Source organism: Actinomycetospora chlora (assembly GCF_039542135.1).
Lineage (GTDB): Bacteria > Actinomycetota > Actinomycetes > Mycobacteriales > Pseudonocardiaceae > Actinomycetospora > Actinomycetospora chlora.
The window spans coordinates 1-18,959 of record NZ_BAABHO010000027.1 but is presented as its reverse complement, the minus strand read 5'-3'; the positions used below and the strand labels follow the sequence as shown (position 1 = coordinate 18,959).

The window sequence follows — 18,959 nt, the reverse complement described above, 5'->3', positions numbered from 1 at the left end:
TCCACCACGACCCCCCGACACCCCTGCGCCGGGAGGTGGGCGTGTCGGCGCGCGGCGGCTTGGGCGCAGGGGTGTGCCAGCGTGGCGTCCACGCTGACGTTCAACGTTCGGAAATCCACCCGCTCGCGACGCGGTGGTCGGCGAGCACGACCCGTCCGTCGCGGATCTCGACGCCCTCGGCCCGCAGACGCTGGTGCTGCTCGTCGACGAGCTGCGGGGCGCTGGAACCGTCGGCACGCAGGACGCGGTGCCAGGGCAGGTCGGCGCCGTCCTCGCGCAGCACGCGGCCGACGAGACGAGCCGAGGCCTCGCCCACCTCCGTCGCGATCTGGCCGTACGTCGCCACAGAACCCTCGGGGATCGCAGCGATCGCCGCGCGGATGCGCTCGTGCCGGGCCTCGTCCACGGTCAGGAGTCCAGCACGGACCACCGACGGCTCGGCAAGATCATGGGTGATTTCCTGACCCTATCGGCGTGCTGTGCTCGATCGTCAGCAAGTGGACGCCACGCTGAGACACCCCGTGCCTCAGCCGCGGCGGTAGAGGGCGAGGTGCGCGGCGGCCGCGGCGTCCCAGGTGTGGGCGGCGGCGAGGGCGCGGCCCACCGTCGCGTGGGCGGGGTCGAGCTCCGGGTCCCCATCGACACCACTGCCGTCGAGCACGCTCGCGAACTCGCGCGCGAAGGACTCCGGGTCGTGCGCGAACCGCGCCGCGGCGCCGAAGACCTCGCGCAGCACCGGCAGGTCGCGGGTTACCAGCGGGACGCCCGCGGCCAGGGCCTCCATCGCCGCCAGGCCGAAGCCCTCCTTCGTCGACGGGAACGCGAACACCGCCGCGCCCGCGACGAGCCCGGGCAGCGCGGCGTCGTCGACCGGCCCCAGCACCACCGGCTCGACGCCCAGCTCCGCCGCCCGTGCGAACACCTCCGCGCGGTAGGGCCGGTAGTCGAACAGGGTGTCCCCGCCCGCCACGAGCAGCGGCACCTCGGGACGCCCGAGTGCCGCCATCGCCTCGACCAGCTCCAGCGTCCCCTTGCGCGGCTCGATCCCCCCGACGGCGAGCACGTAGCGCCCGTACCGCTCCCGCCACGGCGCCCCCGCCCCGGACTCGGCGGCGCGCGCGAACCGGGCCGCGTCGACCCCGTTGCCGATCACCGCCGGCTCCCGTCCCCAGCCGGAACGCACCTCCGCCGCCACCGCCTCCGACACGCACACCAGTTCCGCCGGCTCCACGATCGCCCGCTCGTGGCAGGCCGCGAGCTCGGGGGTCGTGAACCGGTCGAGGTGGTGCACCGTGCGCCACAGGCCGGCGTACCCCCGGGCCCGCCCCACCGCGTTCGCCGTGAGGCAGTCCTGGGCGTGGACGACGTCGAACCCGCCCGAGAACGCGTCGGCGAGCAGCGCGATCGACCTCAGGATCCGGTCGCCGACGGACTCGCCGTCGATCTCCGGCACCGGCACGAGCCGCACGCGCACCGCGGGCGTGACCGGCCGGAAGAACGCCGTGTCACCCCCGCGCGCGAGCGCCCACACCGTCACCTGGTGCCCGGCGCGGGCGAACGCCTCGGCCAGCGCGAGCGTGTGCACGACCCCGCCGCGCGGCTTCGTCGAGTAGGTGAGCAGGGCGATGCGCACGGTCAACCGTAGGTCTCGGGACGGCGCTCGGCGAGGTGGTGCAGCACGGCCCGGGCGGCGTCGACCGCCTCCGGGAGGTCGACCTCGGCCACCGCGAGCCCGCCCTTCGACCACGTCCGCGCCAGGATCTCCCCGCCCGGCCCGACGACCTTGGCCCGGCCGAGGAAGTGCAGCGCGCCGAGGCGCCCGCTCTGGTTGGACGACAGCCACACCACCTGGTTCTCCGCCGCCCGCGACTGGTCGTAGAGGTCGAACAGCCGCGCCTGCTTGTCCTGCGCCATCCGCGGCGCGCGGTGGGTCAGCGACGTCGGCCAGGCCGACAGGCACGCGATGATCTCCGCGCCGTCGACGGCCAGCGCCCGCGGCGCCTCGGGGAACGTCTTGTCGTGGTCGATGAGCAGCCCCATCCGCCCGACGGGGGTGTCGAACGCCGCGAACCGGTCCCCCGGCGCGAACAGCGGCGCCACGCCGGCCGGGATGTGCACCTTGCGGTGCCGCCCGAGGATGCCGTCCCCGGACAGGCACACCGCGGCGTCGTAGCGCAGCGGCCCGTCGCCGTGGTCGGGGCCCCGCTCGGAGTAGCCGAGGCAGACGACCATGTCGCCGGCGATGTCGATCACCGACCGGACCTCGTCCCCGTTGGGCTCGAGCAGCGGCGGCAGGCAGTCCGCGTCCGGCCGCCGCAGGTCGGTGAGGTACCCGCCGAGCGCCCCGTCGGGCAGCGCCAGGAGGTCCACCCCCGCGTCGCGGGCGTGCGAGACGATCATCTTGATGCGGTCGAGGTCGAACCCGACGTCGCGCGTGAAGTGGGCCGCGGCGGCGGCGAGGCGGACCACGGGCGGGCCCTAGCCGGCCCGGGCCGGGACGGGGGCGAGCGGCGCCGCGTCGTACGAGGCCGGGCGCCGGTCGCGCAGGTGGCCCATGAACCGCCGGGCCGCCTCGACGGCCTCGTCGACGTCCACCGACGCCACCGCCAGCCCCGCCTCGGTGCCCGTGGTCGCGAGGACCTCGCCGCCCGGGTCGACGACCTTCGCGCTCGCGACGAGGCGCATGTCGCCGAACGTCCCGGCCTGGTTGGCCGAGACCCAGACGATCTGGTTCTCCAGCGCCCGGGCCCGGTCGAACAGGTCGAACCGGCGCGTCCAGCGGTCCTCGGCGAGCACCGGGGCCTGGTTGGTGCGCGCGGCGGGCCACGCCGACATGCACACCACGACCCGCGCCCCGTCCACGGCCAGCGCCCGCGCGGCCTCGGGGAACGCCTTGTCGTAGCAGATCATCATGCCGAGCCGGCCGACCGGCGTGTCGAACGCCCGGAAGCGGTCACCCGCGGCGTACGAGTTGTTCTCGTTGAGCGGCTGGTGGACCTTGCGGTGGTGGCCGAGCACGCCGTCGCCGTGCACGGCCACGCAGCTGTTGTAGGGCAGCCCGCCCGAGGCGGCGTCACCGCGCTCGCAGAAGCCCGCGGTGACCACCGTGTCCCCGGCCAGCGCGATCAGCCGCCGCACCTCGGGGCCGTCGACGTCCAGCTGCGGCGGGACGTCCTCGGGGTCGTCGTGCAGCGACGACAGGTACCCGCCGAGCGCGGCTTCGGGCAGCGCGAGCAGGTCGGCACCGGCGCCCCGTGCCTGCGCGAGCAGCGCCTCGATCCGCGCGAAGTCCTCGTCGAGGTCGCGGCCGAAGCCCGCGGCCGCGGCGGCGAAGGTCCTGACGGTCATGGGTGGTTCCCTCCGGTCGGTGCGGCGTGCTCCGCGGGGCCCAGTCCGGTGACGCCGCCCGCGACGGCCTCGGTGGTCTCGCCGTCGGGCCAGCGCAGGGCGACGCCGGGGCCGTCGGTGAGCTCCCCGCAGACCGCGCTCGTGGCCGGGCCGGCCGACGGCGCGGGCGCGCCGGGCTCGTCGGCGGTGAGCAGGCCGAAGCCCGGGAAGCAGGTCAGCCAGTCGGCGACGGTCGCGCCGGTCGGGCGCGGGACGGCGGCGACGTCGAGCACCGCGCCGGCGCCCGAGGCCTCGGCGAGCATCCCCAGCGTCCCGACGACGCCGGCCATCGAGACGTCCTTGGCCGCCGCGGGCCGGTGAGCAGCGTCGGGCCCGATCGCGGCGACCATCGCCCGCAGGTCGGCGGGCGCGCGGGTCGACGTCGAGTCCCACTGCCGGCCGGTGTAGCCGGGACGCCAGCTGCCGTGCAGGTCGGCGGTCAGGCGCACGGCCATGCCGGGACGTCCGCCGGCCGCGGGCACGGGCGTCGCCGTGCGCCCGAGGGCGGTGACGGCGAGCGACGCGGGCACCTCGAGCTGCGTGTGCCCGCCGATCACGGGCACGCCGTAGGCGTCGGCGGCGGCGCGCAGCCCGGTCAGGACCCGGTGGGCGAAGGACGCGTCGCGCGCGCCGACGGCGTCGAGGAGCGCGGTCGGCGCGGCCCCCATCGCCGCGAGGTCGTTGACGTTGACCAGCACCCCGCACCAGCCCGCCCACTCCGGGTCGCGCTCGACCATCGCGGGCAGGATCGCGTCGCAGGCCGCGACGACGTCGCTGCCCGGGACCGGCGCGCCGTCGTCGCCGACGTGCGGCCCGCTACCGGCCAGGCCGGCGACGAGCTCGCCGAGCGGGGCCTTGGTGGCCGCCACGAGGTCGGCGAAGCGCCCGACCGGCCAGCGCATGCGCACGTGCGGGCGGCCCGCGACCGTCGTCTCCCGCACCCGTCGCCAGCCCAGGCGGCGGAACAGCGTCTCGTTGGGGGCCTGGACGTCGGCCTCGAAGCGCAGGACGCCGGCGGCCTCGGCGCGGGCGCAGGCGGCGCGGACCAGGGCGGCGCCGACCCGCACGCCCGCGCGGCGGCGGGCCGTCGGGGCGACGACGAGGCGGCTGCCCGTCCACCACCCGAGGTCGGGGCGCGAGGCGTCGGGGTCGACCGGCGCGAGGCGGACGCCGCCGAGCACCTCCCCGGCGCCGTCGCGGGCCACCAGCACGACCGCGCGCGGGTCGTGGTCGTGCTCGTCGAGGTCGCCGGCCGCGCCGTCGATCCCCTGGCGGAACAGACCCTGCTCGTCCACGAACACCGCACGCCGCAGCGCCCGGTGGGCGACGACGTCGGGGTGGCGCGCGTCGATCGCGGGCGCCTCGGCGACGGTGACGTCGCGGGCGGGCCGGCGGGTGCGCCCGCCGAGGATCTCGTCGGCGGCGCCCAGGTCGAGGATCGACACGGCGCTCAGCCCCCCGCCGCGGACAGCGCCGAGCACGCGCCGCAGGCCGCGCAGCCGGCGGCCTGGTCGGCGCCGCGCATGCCGGCGGCCTGCAGGACCTTGGCGACGCGCGCGGTGACCTCGGCGAGCAGCTCGGGGTCCGGCGCGGGGTCGCCGTCGGCGAAGGCCAGCGTGCCGGGGATCGGGCGGTACGGGACGACGAAGGGGTAGACGCCGCGGTCGACGAGCGCGGCGGCGCCGGCGACCAGCTCGTCGGGATCCTCGCCGAGGCCGACGATGAGGTAGGTCGAGACGGCGTTCGCCCCGAATAGGCGCACGCTCTCGTCCCAGGCGAGCCAGTACTGGCTCAACGGGACCGTGGCCTTGCCGGGCATCCAGCGGGCGCGCACCGCGTCGTCGAGGGACTCGACGTGGATGCCGATCGCGTCGGCACCCGCGTCCTTCAGCTCCTGCAGGGCGGCGAGATCGTCGGGCGCGGGCGGCTCGCACTGCACCTGGACGGGCAGGCCGGGCACCGCGGCCCTGATCGCGCGCACGCAGCGGGCGAGGTGGCGGGCGCCGCGGTCGCGGCCGTTCGACGTGCCGGTGGTGAGCACCATCTGCCGCACGCCGTCGAGCCGGACGGCGGCGGCGGCGACCTCGGCGAGCTGGTTGGGCGTCTTCACCGCGGTGGTGGCGCCGCTGCGCAGCGACTGCTCGATGGCGCAGAAGCGGCAGCGCTGGTCCTCCCCGTAGCGCACGCACGTCTGCACGACCGTCGTGGCGAGCACGTCGTCGCCGTGCAGCCGCGCGATCTGCTCGTAGGGGACGCCGTCGGCGGTGGTGAGGTCGTAGAAGGCGGGGCGGGCGACGGTGTCGACCTCGACGCCCAGGTCGGTGACGCCGCCGTCGGGGCCGGTGCGCACGAGGCGACCGTCGCGCAGCCGGTACGGGCTGGCCGGGTTGATCGGGACGGTGGTCTTGAGCCCGTCGACGAGCACGTGGCCGTCGGCGGACGGGCCGGCGCCGCCGGGGCGGCGCAGCGGGATGGAGGGGCCGAGGTCGACCGCGACGCCGCGGACGGCCACTTCGGAGCGGGCGGCCAAGTAGGGATCGGTCGGCAGCCCGAGATCGTGCGGGGACATCAGCGGGCCTCCTGGCTCTGCGCGGGGGTGTCGCCGACCGGCGCGGGTCGCCCCGCGCCGGCCGGGCTCACGTCAGAGCTGGTAGGTCGAGTTGATGATGGCGCCCTTGCGCGCGTAGTAGATGAGCGCGTCCTGCACGTCGAGCGGGTGCGTCGGGATGATGCCCTCGATGAGGTCCTCCTCGCGGGCACCGTGCAGTGAGAGGCCGAAGCGGCAGCAGTACACCTTGCCGCCCTCGCCCATGAACGTCTTGAGCTGGTCGTTGATGTTGTGCTCGCCGGGGAACGCGGAGGTGCCAGTGGTGGGGAACCCGCGCGTGGCCAGGCAGTTCAGCGAGCCCGGGCCGTAGAAGTACATGGCCGACTCGAAGCCCTTGCGCAGCGCGCGCGTGGCCTGCAGGACGGCGACGAAGCTGACCGACGACTCGTGCGCGATGCCGTGGACCAGCGTGAAGTAGGTCTCGCCGTTCTCGGCCTGGAGGTCGGGGAAGACCTTCGTGCCGCCGTAGATGCTCGACCCCTCGGGCAGCGACGGGTGCGGGATCTCCTCGAGGCTCTTCTTCTCGACGTCGGAGAGCTCGGTGCTGGTCATGCTCTTCTCCTCGACAGGTGCGGCAGGTGGGCGCCCTCGACCGGGACGCGGATCCTGGGGAAATCGCGGGGGAGGCAGGGTCCTCGCCGACCCCGGGGCGGGACCGTTGGCGATCCGGTTCCTCGCTGCGATCAGCACACCAACCGCCGATTGCCGAAGTGTTTCCTCGTGACTACGACGGAGGGTCGTCCTCGACCCCGTGTTTCAGCGCAGTGACCCGCCGCCGTGGGAGGACGCGCATCCGGGATGCGAGCAACGCGGCATTGCTGGCATCCCACGCCAGGATCGCCACATGCTCGCCGACGGGACACGCCGATGGGGTCACGGCGCTCGTCCTCGGGACGCGAAGGCACGCGATGAGCCGTGTGGTGGCGTGCTCCCGCCGCGGCCGCGACACCTCGTCCACACCCCGTCCGTCCGTCCACAGATCGGCCGCGGACCCTCGTTCCACGGACGGGCGTCGGGTGACGCTCCAGCCGTGCGACGTGCAACACGGACGATCGATTCGGACAGGCTCGTGGCCGCGAGCATCGAGGGCGTGATCGCGGTGCGGACCCTCGTCGCTCTCGGCATGGACGAGACGACCGTGTACCGGAGGTGCCGATACGGCGGCCCGTGGCGGCGCCTGCTCCCGGGGATCATCGTGCTGCACAACGGCACCCCCACCCGTCGCGAGCGAGAGATCGCGGCTCTCCTCTACGGGGGTCCCGACGCGGTGCTCACCGGGACCGCGGCCTGCCGGCACCTCGGTCTCCGACGCCTGCCCGAGGACGAGACCGTGCACGTCCTCGTGCCGGACCACCGCCAGGTCCGCAGCGCAGGCTTCGTCGTCGTCGAACGGACCACGCGCATGCCGCGCGCCCTCGAGCGGGATGGTCTGGCCTGCGCGCCGCTGGTCCGCGCCGTCCTCGACGAGGCCCGACGCAGACGGAACCCCACGAGCATCTCGGCTCTCCTCGCCGAGCCCGTCCAGCAGCGGATGCTGCTCGTCGAGCAGCTGGAGGAAGAGCTGGAGGCCGGCTGCCGGCGGGGGACGGCCGCACCTCGGGCGGTCCTGCGCGCGGTCCAGGCCGGGGTGCGGTCGGCTGCGGAGTTCGAGGCCCGGGAGTGGTGGGTGGCTCGCGGGCTACCAGCGGCGCGGTTCGACGTCCGCCTCCTGCGTCCCGACGGCCGCTTCCTGGCACTCGTCGACGTCTACGTCGAGGAGGTCGGCCTCGTCTGGGAGGTCGACTCGGTCGAAGAGCACTTCGCCACGCCCGACCAGGTCGAGACGACGGCTCGGCGGCAGCGGCTCCTGCGCGACGTCGGGCTCGTCGTCGTGAGCAGCCGCCCGACCCAGGTCCGCGACGACCCTGACGGTGTCGAGCGGGACCTCGATCAGGGACTGGCGATCGCCGCACAGCTCCCGGCTCCGGATGTCCTGGTCGTCGACGGGATCGCGCAACGGGCCTGATCATCGGCGTGTCGCGCGGCGAGGATGTGGCGATCCTGGCGCCCTGTGCCAGCAATGCCGCGTTGCTCGCACCGGCGGAGCCCTGCGCCCCTGCTGGTCGGGTCAGCGGGGGCCGGGAGGTGTCAGCGGTCGATGGGGGTCGAGCCGTCGCCCGTCTCGACACCGCCGGAGGGGTAGTAGTACGTCCGGCCGTTGCTGTCGGTGTAGGTGCTGCCGCCGCTGGACGACGTGCTCACCGCGACGTTGTTCACGACGCTCGAGAGGAAGGTCGTCACCTGCTCGCCGGCCGCTCCGAGGTTCGACAAGCCGTTGCGCGTGGTCTGCGCGGCTCCCACGGGGTTGGAGATGATCGCGAACAGGACGGCCAGCCCGATGATGATGCCGATCACGCGCCCCATGGGCACAGCATCACCCCATCGTGACGCCGCGTAAACACCGAGATGTCCGTCAGTCGCCGAGAAGTCGATCTGCGTCGACGTCGACGAACCCGATCGGGGGAGCGATGGCCTGCGCACGGTCGACATCGGGAGGCCCGACCGGCCGTCGAGGCTCCGGGACCCGCGTCGGCACCGGTCGGGGGCGTCGGTGGGTGCGCGCGAGGAGGCGGTCGCCGACGACCGTCCCGAGGTACGCGTCGGCGGGGTCGAGGACGTCGAGCACGCCGCCCTCTTCCCCCCACGGGAACCACCCGACCCACCGGTCGCGGGTGTTCCACACGTACGGCAGCCCGGGCCGGTACCAGGCGATCCACCGGCCGTCGGACGCGTAGAGGTGCACGTCGAGGCCGCCGGCAGGTCGGCGCGGCGGGCTCACGCGCCCACTCCGGCGGCGGCCCCCGCGGACACCCCCGCCTCGTAGCGGGCCAGCACCACCGCCACGACGTCCGGGTGGTCGCCCAGCGGTTCGGCCACGACGGCCGCGCCGGCGTCCGCGAGCCACCGGTGGAAGGCCCCCGGCGCGAGCAGCCAGGTCGCCGCCACCACGCGCGGTCCCCGCGACGCCGCCGAGGCGACGACCGACGCCACCCGCGGCTCCCCGCCGGCGATGTAGCCGACGGGCACCTCGTGACCGACCCGCGCGGTCAGCAGCGCCGCCGCGGTCCGCAGGTCGTCCTGGGCGCCCGGGTCGCGGGAGCCCGCGGCGGCGAGCACGACGGTGTCGCCGGGCCGTGCCCCGGCCTCGGCCAGCCGGTCGAGCAGCACGCCGACCAGCCGCGGGTCCGGCCCGAACGTCTCGGCCACGACGACGTCGTCCCGCCCGGTCGCGGCCAGCTGCTCCGGCACGTCGACCCGCACGTGGTACCCCGACGCCAGGAAGGCGGGCACCACCACGACCGGTCCCGGGAGCGAGGACAGCGCTTCGGCGAGGGTCGGCCCCACCACGTCCGCGTACGCCAGCCCCACCGTCACGGCCGGCAGCGCGTGCCGCACCGACGCGAGCAGGCGCTCCCACGTGGCGCGACCGTCGGCGTCGGCGGTCCCGTGGGCGAGCAGCAGCAGGGCCGGTGCCGTCACGTCAGCTGGGCCTGCCGGGCGTGCTCCTCCAGCCGCTTGACCATCGACCCCAGCCGGAACCGCTCGGGCGCGATGCCGACGACCCCCAGACGCTCGAGCGGCGCCGCGGTCACCGGCCCCACGCACGTCGCCAGCACCTCCCCCGACGCCAGCGCCGCCACGACCTCGGACCGCAGCCCCCGCGCCGACGCCCGGTGCACCAGGCCCTCGACCGACGGCGCGCTCGTGAACGTCACGGTGTCGACCTCCCGCGCGAGGATCGCGTCGATCAGCGTGTCGACCGCGGCGAGGTCCGGCGGCGGCTCCCACCGGTACACGGTCACGGTCACGACGTCCGCCCCCGCCGAGCGCAGCGCGGCCAGGAAGTCGATCATCGGGTCGCCGTGCAGCTGCACCGCGATCCGCACCCCGTCGACCCCCGACGCCAGCAGGTGCTCCAGCACCTCCGGCGACGACTCCGTCTCGTCGGCCGACCACGCCTCGCGCAACCCGGCGCCGCGGATCGCGCCCCGCGCCTTGGGCCCGCGGGCCAGCAGCGTCGCCGACGACAGCACCCCGAACAGCTCGGACTCCAGGCCCCACGAGGCCGCCACCTCGAGCCACCCGCGGAAACCCTGCCCGGTCGTGGCGACGACGACCGCCGGCGGCGCCGCGACCAGCTCCCGGGTGGTCGCGGCCAGCTCGGCGTCGTCGGTCAGCGGCACGATCCGCATCGTCGGCCCGTGCAGCACCTGCGCACCCTTGCGGCGCAGCAGGTCGAGCTGGTCGTCGGCGCGCCGGTCGGCCGTCACCCCGACGCGCCAGCCCTCGAGCGGGCGCGCGGTCACGCGTGCCCGACCTGGATGACGCCGTCCACCACCCGCACAGGATAGGTCGCGGCGCCGGCGGCCACCTCAGACCTCCGCGTACGACATCCGCCTACCGGTCGTCGGGTCCGTCGCCGCCGTGGCCCTCCGCATGTAGACGAGGTAGGTGACGACGAAGCACACCGCGTAGAACGCGACGAACGACCAGAACGCCGGCGTGCCGCTCTTCGTCGCCTGGAACGACGAGCGGAACGCGAGGTTGATCAGCAGGCCGCCGAACGCGCCGATCGCGCCGGCGATGCCGATGACGGCGCCGGAGGTGCGGCGGGCCCACAGCAGGGCCGCCTCCTGGTCCCAGCCGCGCCCCTCGGACGCCGCGAGCGCCTTGGTGCGGAAGACCGCCGGGATCATCTTGTAGACCGAGCCGTTGCCGATGCCCGAGGTGATGAACAGCAGCACGAAGCCGGCGGTGAAGAGCGCGAGCGAGTCGATCGCGGACGCCCCGATGCAGATCAGCGAGGCGACGGCCATGGCGACGAAGTTCCAGAACGTCACCCGGGTGCCGCCGATGCGGTCGGAGAGCCAGCCGCCGACGGGCCGGATGAGCGACCCGAGCAGCGGGCCGATGAACGTCACCGCGGCGGCCTGCAGCGGCGTGCGCCCGAACTGGTTCTGCAGCACGAGCCCGAACGCGAAGCTGTAGCCGATGAACGACCCGAACGTCCCGATGTAGAGGAACGAGATGATCCAGGTCTGCGCGTCGCGGGTGGCCTCCTTCAGCGCGCCGGTGTAATTGCGCACCGAGCTCAGGTTGTCCATGAACAGCGCCGAGCAGACGACCGCGACCACGATCAGCGGGATGTAGATCCCCAGCAGGATCCGCGGCGCCCCCGTGCCCGCCGTCGCGATGATCAGCAGGCCGAGGAGCTGCACGACCGCGACGCCGAGGTTGCCCCCGCCCGCGTTGATGCCGAGCGCCGCACCCTTGGCCTTCTCGGGGAAGAAGGCGTTGATGTTGGTCATCGACGACGCGAAGTTGCCGCCGCCGACCCCGGCGAAGATCGCCACGATGATGAACGTCGTGTACGACGTCCCGGGGTGCATGACGATCGCGGCGAGGATCGACGGGATCAGCAGCAGCGCGGCACTGATGATCGTCCAGTTGCGGCCGCCGAAGACCGCCACGGCCATCGTGTAGGGCAGGCGCAGGACCGAGCCGACGAGCGTCGGCACCGACACCAGGAAGAACTTGCCGGCGGTGTCGATGTGGTAGGTCGACTCCGGCATGAACAGCACGAGGACCGACCACAGCGACCAGATCGAGAACCCGATGTGCTCCGAGAGCACCGAGATCCACAGGTTGCGTCGGGCGATCCGCTTGCCGGTGCTCTGCCAGAACGACTCGTCCTCGGGACGCCAGTCGTCGATCCAGCGGCCACGCAGCAGGCTGCCTCGCGGCTGCGCTGCGGTCATGGTCCTCGCCTCCTCGCCGTGGGGACCGGCGGCAGGCCGTGGTGTCGACCCCGCATCCGTTCGGCGGGACGGTAGGAACCGGGTGTTACGTGGCGATGACCGTGTGTTGCACCCGGGCGACGGCCGGTGCGGGCAACATCACGTGCTCAGGCGGGCAGCAGGCTCCCGACGAGCCGCGCGGCGTGCTCGAGGCCCTGCAGCGACTCGCGGGTGCACGACGGGTGCTGGGCGTGCACGGCGAGTCGGAAGAGCAGCGCGTGCAGCAGCATCTGCGGCCACGCCACGAGGTGCGACCAGCGCGTGATGATCCCCGGGTCGGCCCCGCCCCAGGCCAGGGCGTCGATGACGACGACGGCGGCCGCCCACTCGACCGGCCGCCAGAACGGCACGAGGTCGAGCACCGCGGGCGGGGCGCCCGGGTCGGCGGGGTCGAACAGCACGGTGCCGAAGAGGTCGCCGTGGACGAGCTGCGACGGCCGCTCGAGCGGGCGCCGGCGGCGGGCGAGCTCGGCGAACAGCGTGCCGCCGGTCTCCGGGTCGAGCGGGATGTCGCGCTCGCCGAACGCCGCGCGGTCGGCGCGGGCGAGCAGGTCGTCGCGGTCGTCGACGAGACGGGGACGCTCGAGCCGCGCAGTGGCGCGGTGCAGCCGCAGCGACGCGGCGATGACGTCGTCGTGGCGCGGCTCGACGCGTCCGGCGACGTCGTGGCTGGCCGCCCAGCCGGCGACGACGCGGCGGCCGTCGCTGGCCCGCACGGGCCGCGCGAGGCGCAGCCCGTCGACGCCGGCCGCGGCCAGCTCCTCGACCGCGCCCGCCGACCACGCCGCGAGCACCGTGTCCGCCACCGGGCGCAGCACGAGGCCGTCGCACCACCAGGCGGGACCGGGGAGGTCCGGGCGCGGGCGCGGCACGGAGTCGCGGACCCCGAACGCCGTGCGCACGTGCTCGGGCGGCCCGTACTCCAGCCGCGGGTCGGACCCGGCCCCGCGCGCGGCGTCCCCGCCCGGCGCGTCGGCCGAGGGCGCCGGGTTGTGCGGGGGCGCGGCGGTCACGCTCCGCACGCTACCCGCGCGTGCGGAGCGTCCCGTTCACTCGCACACGGCGTGTCTGGGTTGGTTTCACCAGACCTTGTAGGGCAGGAACTTGCCGTTGAACGTCAGCTTCACCCGGTCGCCCTTGGGGTCCTCGACGCGCTCGAGGTCGAGGGTGAAGTCGATGGCGCTCATGATGCCGTCGCCGAACTCCTCGCGGATGAGCTCGTGGATGCTCGTCCCGTACACCTGCAGGGCCTCCTGGAGGCGGTAGGTCACCGGCTCGGTCGGGTCCATCGCCTGCTCCCCGCGCACCGGCGGCAGCGAGAGCGACGCGATCGCGTACTCGTCGAGACCGAGCAGTGCGCCGATCTTCTGCGCCTGCTCGGCGTCGAGGGGCTGCTGGCCGAGCAGCGCTGACGTCGTCCAGACCAGGGAGCGGCCCAGCTCGTCGGCCAGCTGCTGCCACGTCAGGCCCTTGGCCTCCTTGGCCTTGACGACCTCGCGGCCGGCCTCGAGACGCTCGTCCTTGTCGCTCATGTCCCTGCACTCCTCACGTCGGGTCACGTCGGGCGGGTGGGGACGACGCTGTCCTCCAGGGCCAGTACCCGGCGCAGCCGCGCGGTCCACCAGTCGCGGGCGGCGGGTCCGGCCGCGTGACGCTCGAGCAGGGCGGGGTCCGGCGCCGGCGGGTGCGGGAGGACGGGCAGCACGCCGCGCTCCGGGTGCAGCGGGGCGGCGACGACGTCGGCGGCGAGCAGGTCGGCCGTGCCCAGCCCGCACGCGAACGGCAGCTCCGGCAGCGCCCCGGCCAGCGCGAGGCCGGCGGCCAGGCCCACGGAGCTCTCCACCGCCGACGACACGACGCACGGCAGCCCGATCTGCTCGGCCACCCGCAGCGACGCCCGCACCCCGCCCAGCGGCGCGACCTTGAGTACGGCCACGTCGGCCGCCTCGGCCCGCGCGACGCGCAGCGGGTCCTCGGCGCGGCGGATCGACTCGTCGGCCGCGACGGGGACGTCGACGCGGCGGCGCAGGGCCGCGAGCTCCTCGACCGTCGCGCACGGCTGCTCGACGTACTCGAGCCCGCCCGCGGCCCGGGCGAGCGCGGTGATCGCGGCGACGGCAGCGTCGACGTCCCAGCCGCCGTTGGCGTCGACGCGCACCCGCCCACCGGGTCCCAGGGCGTCGCGGACGGCCTCGACGCGGGCGAGGTCCTGCCCCGGGTCCTGACCCTTCTCGGCGACCTTGACCTTCGCCGTCCGGGCGCCGGAGTCGGTGACGATGCGGTGCGCGTGGTCGGCGTCGACGGCCGGGACGGTGACGTTGACCTCGACGCGGTCGCGCACCGGCGCCGGCCAGCCGTCCTCCGCGGCCTCGCGGGCGCAGCGCCACCACGCGCGCGCCTCGGCGTCGTCGTACTCGGGGAAGGGGCAGAACTCGCCCCACCCGGCCGGGCCCTCCACGAGCAGGGTCTCGCGCACCGTGATCCCGCGGAAGCGGGTGCGCAGCGGCAGCGCGACGACCGACGGTGTCCCGACCACCGACCTACCCTAGATCGGTGCGCGCCCTGGTGACGGTCCCGACCGACGGGAGCCCCGCGGCCGCCCGCCACCTCGGGGAGGCGGCCGCGGCGGCGGTGGCCGGGGACGGGCCGGCCGTGCTGCCGACGGGGCCCGGCGAGGACGCGGACCCGGCCCTGCTCGGCCCGGTGGACGACGCCGTCGCCGCCGTCGTCACCACCACCGGCTCGACCGGCGTCCCCAAGGCCGTCCTGCTGCCGGCCGCGGCGCTCGCGGCCTCGGCGCGGGCCACGTACGCCCGGATCGGCCCGCCCGGGCGGTGGTTGCTGGCGCTGCCCGCCCACCACGTCGCCGGCCTGCAGGTGCTGCTGCGCTCGGCGGAGCCCGCCGCGGTGATGGACCTCCGCGCGGGCTTCCGGACCGACGCGTTCACCGCGGCGGCGGCCGCGTCCGGTGCGGCGTACACCTCGCTCGTCCCGACCCAACTCGTGCGTCTGCTCGACGCGGGCGGCCCCGCGCTCGACGCGCTGCGCGGCTTCACCGCGGTGCTGCTCGGCGGGGCCGCCGCCGACCCGTCGCTGCTCGACCGGGCCCGCGCCGCCGGCGTCCCCGTGGTGACGACCTACGGCATGAGCGAGACCTGCGGCGGCTGCGTCTACGACGGCCGGCCGCTCGACGGCGTGACCGTCACGCTGGAGCCCGACGGGCGCATCGTCCTCGGCGGGACGACGCTGGCGGCGGGCTACCGGGGCGCGGTGTCCGACGCGGACCGGGCCGCGTTCACCGGCGGCGGGTTCCGCACCAACGACCTCGGGGTGTGGACCGACGACGGGCGTCTCGAGGTGCTCGGGCGCGCGGACGACGTCATCGTCACCGGCGGGGAGAACGTCGCACCGGCGCTCGTCGAGCGGGCCCTGCTCGCGCAGGACGGGGTACGCGAGGCGTGCGTCGTCGGGCTGCCGGACCCGGAGTGGGGGGCGCGGGTCGTGGCCGCCGTCGTCGGCGACGGGCTCGACCCCGACCGGCTGCGGGCGACGGTGGCCCCCCAGCTGGGCCACGCGGCGCCCCGGTCGGTCACCGTGCTCGACGCGATCCCCGCGCGCGGCATCGGCAAGCCCGACCGCGAGGCGCTGCGCCGGCTGCTCACTTCGGGGGCAGGGTCCTGACGTAGGACACACCCTCGCCGACCCAGCTCTCGAGCGCCGCGTCGTCGCCGAGCTCGTCGCCCGCGACCCGCAGCCACCCCGTCATGGGCCGGCCGCGCATGATCATGGGCTCGACGCCGGCGCGGGCCAGGAGCTCGTCCTCGCGGGCCGGGTCGACCCGGACCAGGATCCCGCCCTGCGAGCTCGCGGCGATCGCCATGTGCCCGTCGAGCAGGAACGCGAGCCCGCCGAACATACGCTTCTCGCTGAGGCCGTCCTGTCCCTCGAGCGCCGCGCGCAGGCGCCCCGCCAGTGCCTCGTCGTGGGCCACGGCGGCGAGTATGGCCTCGCGTGATCGCCCTTTCCAGGACGTGCGCCGCGTCCAGCGCGCACGCGGTCCTCGGTCCGGCGATCACGGCACCGGGGCCGCGCTGCTCCTAGGGTGCCGACCATGGTCGACGCCGACGCTCCCCTGTTCGATCCGGCCGCCTGGCGGGAGGTCGGCGAGTTCACCGACATCACCTACCACCGCCACGTCGAGCTGGGCTGCGTACGCATCGCGTTCGACCGCCCCGAGGTGCGCAACGCGTTCCGCCCCCACACGGTCGACGAGCTCGCCACGGCCCTCGAGCACGCTCGGACCAGCGCGGACGTCGGCGCCGTGCTCCTCACCGGCAACGGGCCCTCACCCCGGGACGGCGGGCACGCGTTCTGCTCGGGCGGCGACCAGCGCATCCGCGGGCGCACCGGCTACCAGTACGCCGAGTCCGAGAGTGAGGTGTCGGCCGACGAGAAGGGCCGCGCGGGCCGGCTGCACATCCTGGAGTGCCAGCGGCTGATCCGGTTCATGCCCAAGGTCGTCATCGCCGTCGTCAACGGGTGGGCCGCCGGCGGCGGGCACTCGCTGCACGCGGTCTGCGACCTCACCCTCGCCAGCGCCGAGCACGCCCGCTTCAAGCAGACCGACGCCGACGTCGGCAGCTTCGACGCCGCCTACGGGTCGGCCTACCTCGCCCGCGCCGTCGGGCAGAAGTTCGCCCGCGAGATCTTCTTCCTCGGCCGGACCTACACGGCCGAGCAGATGCACCACATGGGCGCGGTCAACGAGGCCGTCCCGCACGCCGAGCTGGAGACCACCGCGATCCAGTGGGCGCGGGAGATCCTCGGCAAGTCGCCCCAGGCGCAGCGCATGCTCAAGTACGCGTTCAACCTCCCCGACGACGGTCTCGTCGGCCAGCAGCTCTTCGCGGGCGAGACCACGCGGCTCGCGTACATGACCGACGAGGCCACCGAGGGCAAGGACGCGTTCCTCGGGAAGCGCGCGCCGGACTGGAGCCCGTTCCCCTGGTACTACTGACCAGCCGGTACCGAGGTCGGCAGATCGGGCAGGGCCAGGTCGGAGACGGACGGCCCGGCCGCGTCGCCCGTCTGCACGCCGTCCTCGCTGTCGCCCTGGTTGACGCAGGTGTTGCCGAAGGCCGGGTTGAGGAAGCCGACGGTGTTCACCGTGTTCCCGCAGTTGTTCACCGAGATCGGCGCGTAGACCAGGCTGCCCTGACCCTCCCCAGCGTGCTCGTGGGCCTGGGCCACGCCGGCCGCCGCCAGCGGCATCCCGAGCGCTGCCACCCCGATAGCGGTTCCCGATACGAGTCGACGCAGCACGAGCGTCTCCTTTCCTTCCGTGGATGTCGGAGTAGTAACGACCTGGGCCATCCAGGGTCACGAACTGACCCGTTCGCCCGCCGCCCCGGGCGCCCGCGACGCCGGAGGGAAGCGCTCGACGAACCGCCGCTGAACCCCGTCAGCAGCACTGCTCACCGCGCCGGGCGGTGATCCCCTCGCGCACGGCGACGGCCGCGATGACCAACGCGACGGCCGGGTCGGCCCAGCTCCAGCCCAGCGTCGCGTTGAGCACCAGCCCGAGCAGGAGCACGCCCGAGAGGTAGGTGCACAGCAGCGTCTGCTTCGAGTCGGCCACCGCCGATCTCGACCCCAGCTCCCGGCCCGCTCGGCGTTGCGCGGCCGAGAGGAACGGCATGACGAGAAGGCTCACCGCCGCGAGGACGATGCCGACCGTCGAGGGCTCCGGCTCGGCCTTGCCGAGGAGCGCGCGGACCGACTCGGCGGTGACGTATGCCGCGAGGGCGAAGAACGAGAGCGCGATGACGCGCAGGGCCGTCCGCTCCCGTGCCTCGGGGTCGCCGCCGGCGAACTGCCAGGCCACCGCGGCTGCGGAGGCCACCTCGATCGTCGAGTCGAGCCCGAACCCGACGAGCGCGGAGGAGGACGCGACGGTGCCGGCTAAGAGGGCGACGCCCGCTTCGACGACGTTGTAGGTGATCGTCGCGGCCACGAGCAGCCCGACCCGCCGGGTGAGGACGGCGCGACGGCCCGGGGCGACCGGCGCGGGCGCGCAACACGGGGCCGTGCAGGTGGACGGCTCGGACGCCACCAGACCACCTCCCTGCTCGGCCCGCACGCTACTGCGACCGGCGGGCCAGCGGGGCCGCTGTGGACCCGTCGGCGCCGGGCCGGCACCGCTCGGTCGGACGACGAGTGGCTCGACCGGCACCGCGACGAGCTCGCGCACCTCGACGCCGGCACGGGATGCGTCCCTTTCCGGACCGTCGACCAGATCGACGACGACCTCGTGCGCAGCCTGCTCACCGAGACGGCGGGCGAGGCGGGCCCGGTGCGCTGAGCCCGCCGTCCGGGGTCAGGCCGCGGCCGAGCCTCACGACGGCGGGGTGAAGCGCTCGACGAACCTCCGCTGCCACGGCGTCTCGACCGCCCCGCGCGAGTAGGACGAGCGGACGAAGGCCACGGCCTCCGCGGCGGGCAGACCGTCGAGGATCGCCAGGCAGGCGAGGGCGGTGCCGGTCCGGCCCTTGCCGCCACCGCACGCGAACTCGACCCGCGCGTCGCCGGCCCGCTCCAGCGCCTCGAGGAGGGCGGCGTCGAACGCCACGCGGTCCGCGGGGAGCCGGAAGTCGGGCCACCGCACCCACCGGCTCGCCCACGCGGTCGCCGGCGGCGGCCGGCCCAGCAGGTAGACCCCGAACTCCGGAGGGTCGCCGTCGGGCAGCGGCCTGCGCAGCGCCCGGCCGCGCACGAGCCGCCCGGAGGGCAGTCGCAGGACGCCGGGCTCCCCCTCCGTCCACCGCCCCATCGGCCCCCTCCCCCTGTGCGGCTCCGCAGGCTAGCGGGGGCCGGGACCGGTGTTCCGCGACGTCCGGGCGTCGTCCGGGCCGTCGCCGGCCGACCAGCGGTGCCGGCCCTGCGGCGGGGGCGGCGCGGGCCGCCGCTCCGGGGCGCGCTCCGCGAAGGACAGGACCGGGTCGTGGGCCGTCGGGCTGGCCGGCACGAGCGCGGTGATCCCCTCCGGCGGGGAGGCCGGGGCGGCACCGCGCGGCGCCACCGGGCGCGGGGCCGGACGCGGCGGGGTCGGTGTGGGCGACGGCAGCGGC

At 75.2% G+C, this 18,959-nt stretch carries 22 protein-coding genes and 1 pseudogene; 3 read left to right on the top strand and 20 right to left on the bottom strand.

Features of this window, described 5'->3' with window-relative positions; all coding sequences use genetic code 11:
• Positions 1 to 100: 100 nt before the first annotated feature.
• The 7 genes from ABD994_RS17245 to ABD994_RS17215 all read right to left on the bottom strand — a co-directional run bounded on the left by ABD994_RS17245 (position 101) and on the right by ABD994_RS17215 (position 6,547).
• The gene (locus tag ABD994_RS17245; protein ID WP_345417427.1) at positions 101 to 406 is read right to left on the bottom strand and encodes an MGMT family protein; all 306 of its coding nucleotides are present in this window, start codon (positions 404 to 406) and stop codon (positions 101 to 103) included.
• Between the two features lie 120 nt (positions 407 to 526).
• Positions 527 to 1,633 (bottom strand): MSMEG_0565 family glycosyltransferase, encoded by a 1,107-nt coding sequence (locus tag ABD994_RS17240; RefSeq protein ID WP_345417424.1) that lies wholly within the window; start codon positions 1,631 to 1,633, stop codon positions 527 to 529.
• A gap of 2 nt (positions 1,634 to 1,635) precedes the next feature.
• The gene (locus tag ABD994_RS17235) at positions 1,636 to 2,469 is read right to left on the bottom strand and encodes a carbon-nitrogen hydrolase family protein (protein WP_345417421.1); all 834 of its coding nucleotides are present in this window, start codon (positions 2,467 to 2,469) and stop codon (positions 1,636 to 1,638) included.
• 9 nt (positions 2,470 to 2,478) lie between these two features.
• Positions 2,479 to 3,348, bottom strand: coding sequence for a carbon-nitrogen hydrolase family protein (locus ABD994_RS17230; RefSeq protein WP_345417418.1), 870 nt, complete (start codon positions 3,346 to 3,348; stop codon positions 2,479 to 2,481).
• Entirely contained in the window at positions 3,345 to 4,832 is a 1,488-nt protein-coding gene (locus ABD994_RS17225; protein ID WP_345417415.1) for an MSMEG_0567/sll0787 family protein, read from the bottom strand. The genes ABD994_RS17230 and ABD994_RS17225 overlap by 4 nt, the downstream gene beginning before the upstream one ends.
• 5 nt (positions 4,833 to 4,837) lie before the next feature.
• Positions 4,838 to 5,956 (bottom strand): MSMEG_0568 family radical SAM protein, encoded by a 1,119-nt coding sequence (locus tag ABD994_RS17220; protein ID WP_345417412.1) that lies wholly within the window; start codon positions 5,954 to 5,956, stop codon positions 4,838 to 4,840.
• Between the two features lie 72 nt (positions 5,957 to 6,028).
• Positions 6,029 to 6,547: an MSMEG_0572/Sll0783 family nitrogen starvation response protein gene (locus tag ABD994_RS17215; RefSeq protein ID WP_345417409.1), complete on the bottom strand. Its 519-nt coding sequence runs from the start codon at positions 6,545 to 6,547 to the stop codon at positions 6,029 to 6,031.
• Between the two features lie 517 nt (positions 6,548 to 7,064).
• Here ABD994_RS17215 and ABD994_RS17210 point away from each other — a divergent pair.
• The gene (locus ABD994_RS17210; RefSeq protein ID WP_345417406.1) at positions 7,065 to 8,000 is read left to right on the top strand and encodes a hypothetical protein; all 936 of its coding nucleotides are present in this window, start codon (positions 7,065 to 7,067) and stop codon (positions 7,998 to 8,000) included.
• A gap of 122 nt (positions 8,001 to 8,122) precedes the next feature.
• Here the strand turns inward: ABD994_RS17210 and ABD994_RS17205 are convergent, their stop codons facing one another.
• The 8 genes from ABD994_RS17205 to ABD994_RS17170 all read right to left on the bottom strand — a co-directional run bounded on the left by ABD994_RS17205 (position 8,123) and on the right by ABD994_RS17170 (position 14,368).
• The gene (locus ABD994_RS17205; RefSeq protein WP_345417403.1) at positions 8,123 to 8,398 is read right to left on the bottom strand and encodes a hypothetical protein; all 276 of its coding nucleotides are present in this window, start codon (positions 8,396 to 8,398) and stop codon (positions 8,123 to 8,125) included.
• Positions 8,399 to 8,447: 49 nt separating this feature from the next.
• Positions 8,448 to 8,813: a hypothetical protein gene (locus ABD994_RS17200; protein WP_345417400.1), complete on the bottom strand. Its 366-nt coding sequence runs from the start codon at positions 8,811 to 8,813 to the stop codon at positions 8,448 to 8,450.
• Positions 8,810 to 9,514 carry a sirohydrochlorin chelatase gene (locus ABD994_RS17195; protein WP_345417397.1) on the bottom strand — a complete coding sequence of 235 codons (705 nt, stop codon included), beginning with the start codon at positions 9,512 to 9,514 and terminating at the stop codon, positions 8,810 to 8,812. The genes ABD994_RS17200 and ABD994_RS17195 overlap by 4 nt, the downstream gene beginning before the upstream one ends.
• A complete protein-coding gene (locus tag ABD994_RS17190) occupies positions 9,511 to 10,341 on the bottom strand; it encodes a uroporphyrinogen-III synthase (protein WP_345417394.1) in 831 nt (276 codons plus the stop codon). The genes ABD994_RS17195 and ABD994_RS17190 overlap by 4 nt, the downstream gene beginning before the upstream one ends.
• A gap of 66 nt (positions 10,342 to 10,407) precedes the next feature.
• Entirely contained in the window at positions 10,408 to 11,793 is a 1,386-nt protein-coding gene (locus ABD994_RS17185) for a nitrate/nitrite transporter (protein WP_345417391.1), read from the bottom strand.
• A 146-nt stretch (positions 11,794 to 11,939) separates the two neighbouring features.
• A complete protein-coding gene (locus ABD994_RS17180) occupies positions 11,940 to 12,734 on the bottom strand; it encodes a TIGR02569 family protein (protein WP_425550077.1) in 795 nt (264 codons plus the stop codon).
• A 177-nt stretch (positions 12,735 to 12,911) separates the two neighbouring features.
• The gene (gene cynS, locus ABD994_RS17175; protein WP_345417385.1) at positions 12,912 to 13,364 is read right to left on the bottom strand and encodes a cyanase; all 453 of its coding nucleotides are present in this window, start codon (positions 13,362 to 13,364) and stop codon (positions 12,912 to 12,914) included.
• Between the two features lie 23 nt (positions 13,365 to 13,387).
• Positions 13,388 to 14,368, bottom strand: coding sequence for an o-succinylbenzoate synthase (locus tag ABD994_RS17170; protein WP_345417381.1), 981 nt, complete (start codon positions 14,366 to 14,368; stop codon positions 13,388 to 13,390).
• A gap of 26 nt (positions 14,369 to 14,394) precedes the next feature.
• Here ABD994_RS17170 and menE point away from each other — a divergent pair, with 26 nt between their 5' ends.
• Positions 14,395 to 15,513 (top strand): o-succinylbenzoate--CoA ligase, encoded by a 1,119-nt coding sequence (gene menE, locus ABD994_RS17165; protein WP_345417574.1) that lies wholly within the window; start codon positions 14,395 to 14,397, stop codon positions 15,511 to 15,513.
• Here menE and ABD994_RS17160 read toward each other — a convergent pair.
• The gene (locus ABD994_RS17160; RefSeq protein ID WP_345417379.1) at positions 15,491 to 15,823 is read right to left on the bottom strand and encodes a TfoX/Sxy family protein; all 333 of its coding nucleotides are present in this window, start codon (positions 15,821 to 15,823) and stop codon (positions 15,491 to 15,493) included. The two genes, menE and ABD994_RS17160, sit on opposite strands and share 23 nt — an antisense overlap.
• Before the next feature lie 120 nt (positions 15,824 to 15,943).
• Here ABD994_RS17160 and ABD994_RS17155 point away from each other — a divergent pair, with 120 nt between their 5' ends.
• The gene (locus ABD994_RS17155) at positions 15,944 to 16,849 is read left to right on the top strand and encodes a 1,4-dihydroxy-2-naphthoyl-CoA synthase (RefSeq protein ID WP_345417376.1); all 906 of its coding nucleotides are present in this window, start codon (positions 15,944 to 15,946) and stop codon (positions 16,847 to 16,849) included.
• On the opposite strand, the gene ABD994_RS17150 is transcribed toward ABD994_RS17155, so the two are convergent.
• The 4 genes and pseudogenes from ABD994_RS17150 to ABD994_RS17135 all read right to left on the bottom strand — a co-directional run.
• Positions 16,843 to 17,118, bottom strand: coding sequence for a chaplin family protein (locus ABD994_RS17150; protein ID WP_345417373.1), 276 nt, complete (start codon positions 17,116 to 17,118; stop codon positions 16,843 to 16,845). The two genes, ABD994_RS17155 and ABD994_RS17150, sit on opposite strands and share 7 nt — an antisense overlap.
• Positions 17,119 to 17,293: 175 nt before the next feature.
• Positions 17,294 to 17,944, bottom strand: coding sequence for a cation efflux transmembrane domain-containing protein (locus tag ABD994_RS17145; RefSeq protein ID WP_345417370.1), 651 nt, complete (start codon positions 17,942 to 17,944; stop codon positions 17,294 to 17,296).
• 282 nt (positions 17,945 to 18,226) lie between these two features.
• A complete protein-coding gene (locus tag ABD994_RS17140; protein ID WP_345417367.1) occupies positions 18,227 to 18,661 on the bottom strand; it encodes a protein-tyrosine phosphatase family protein in 435 nt (144 codons plus the stop codon).
• Positions 18,662 to 18,691: 30 nt separating this feature from the next.
• A pseudogene (locus tag ABD994_RS17135) lies at positions 18,692 to 18,959 on the bottom strand (hypothetical protein); the annotation flags it as partial.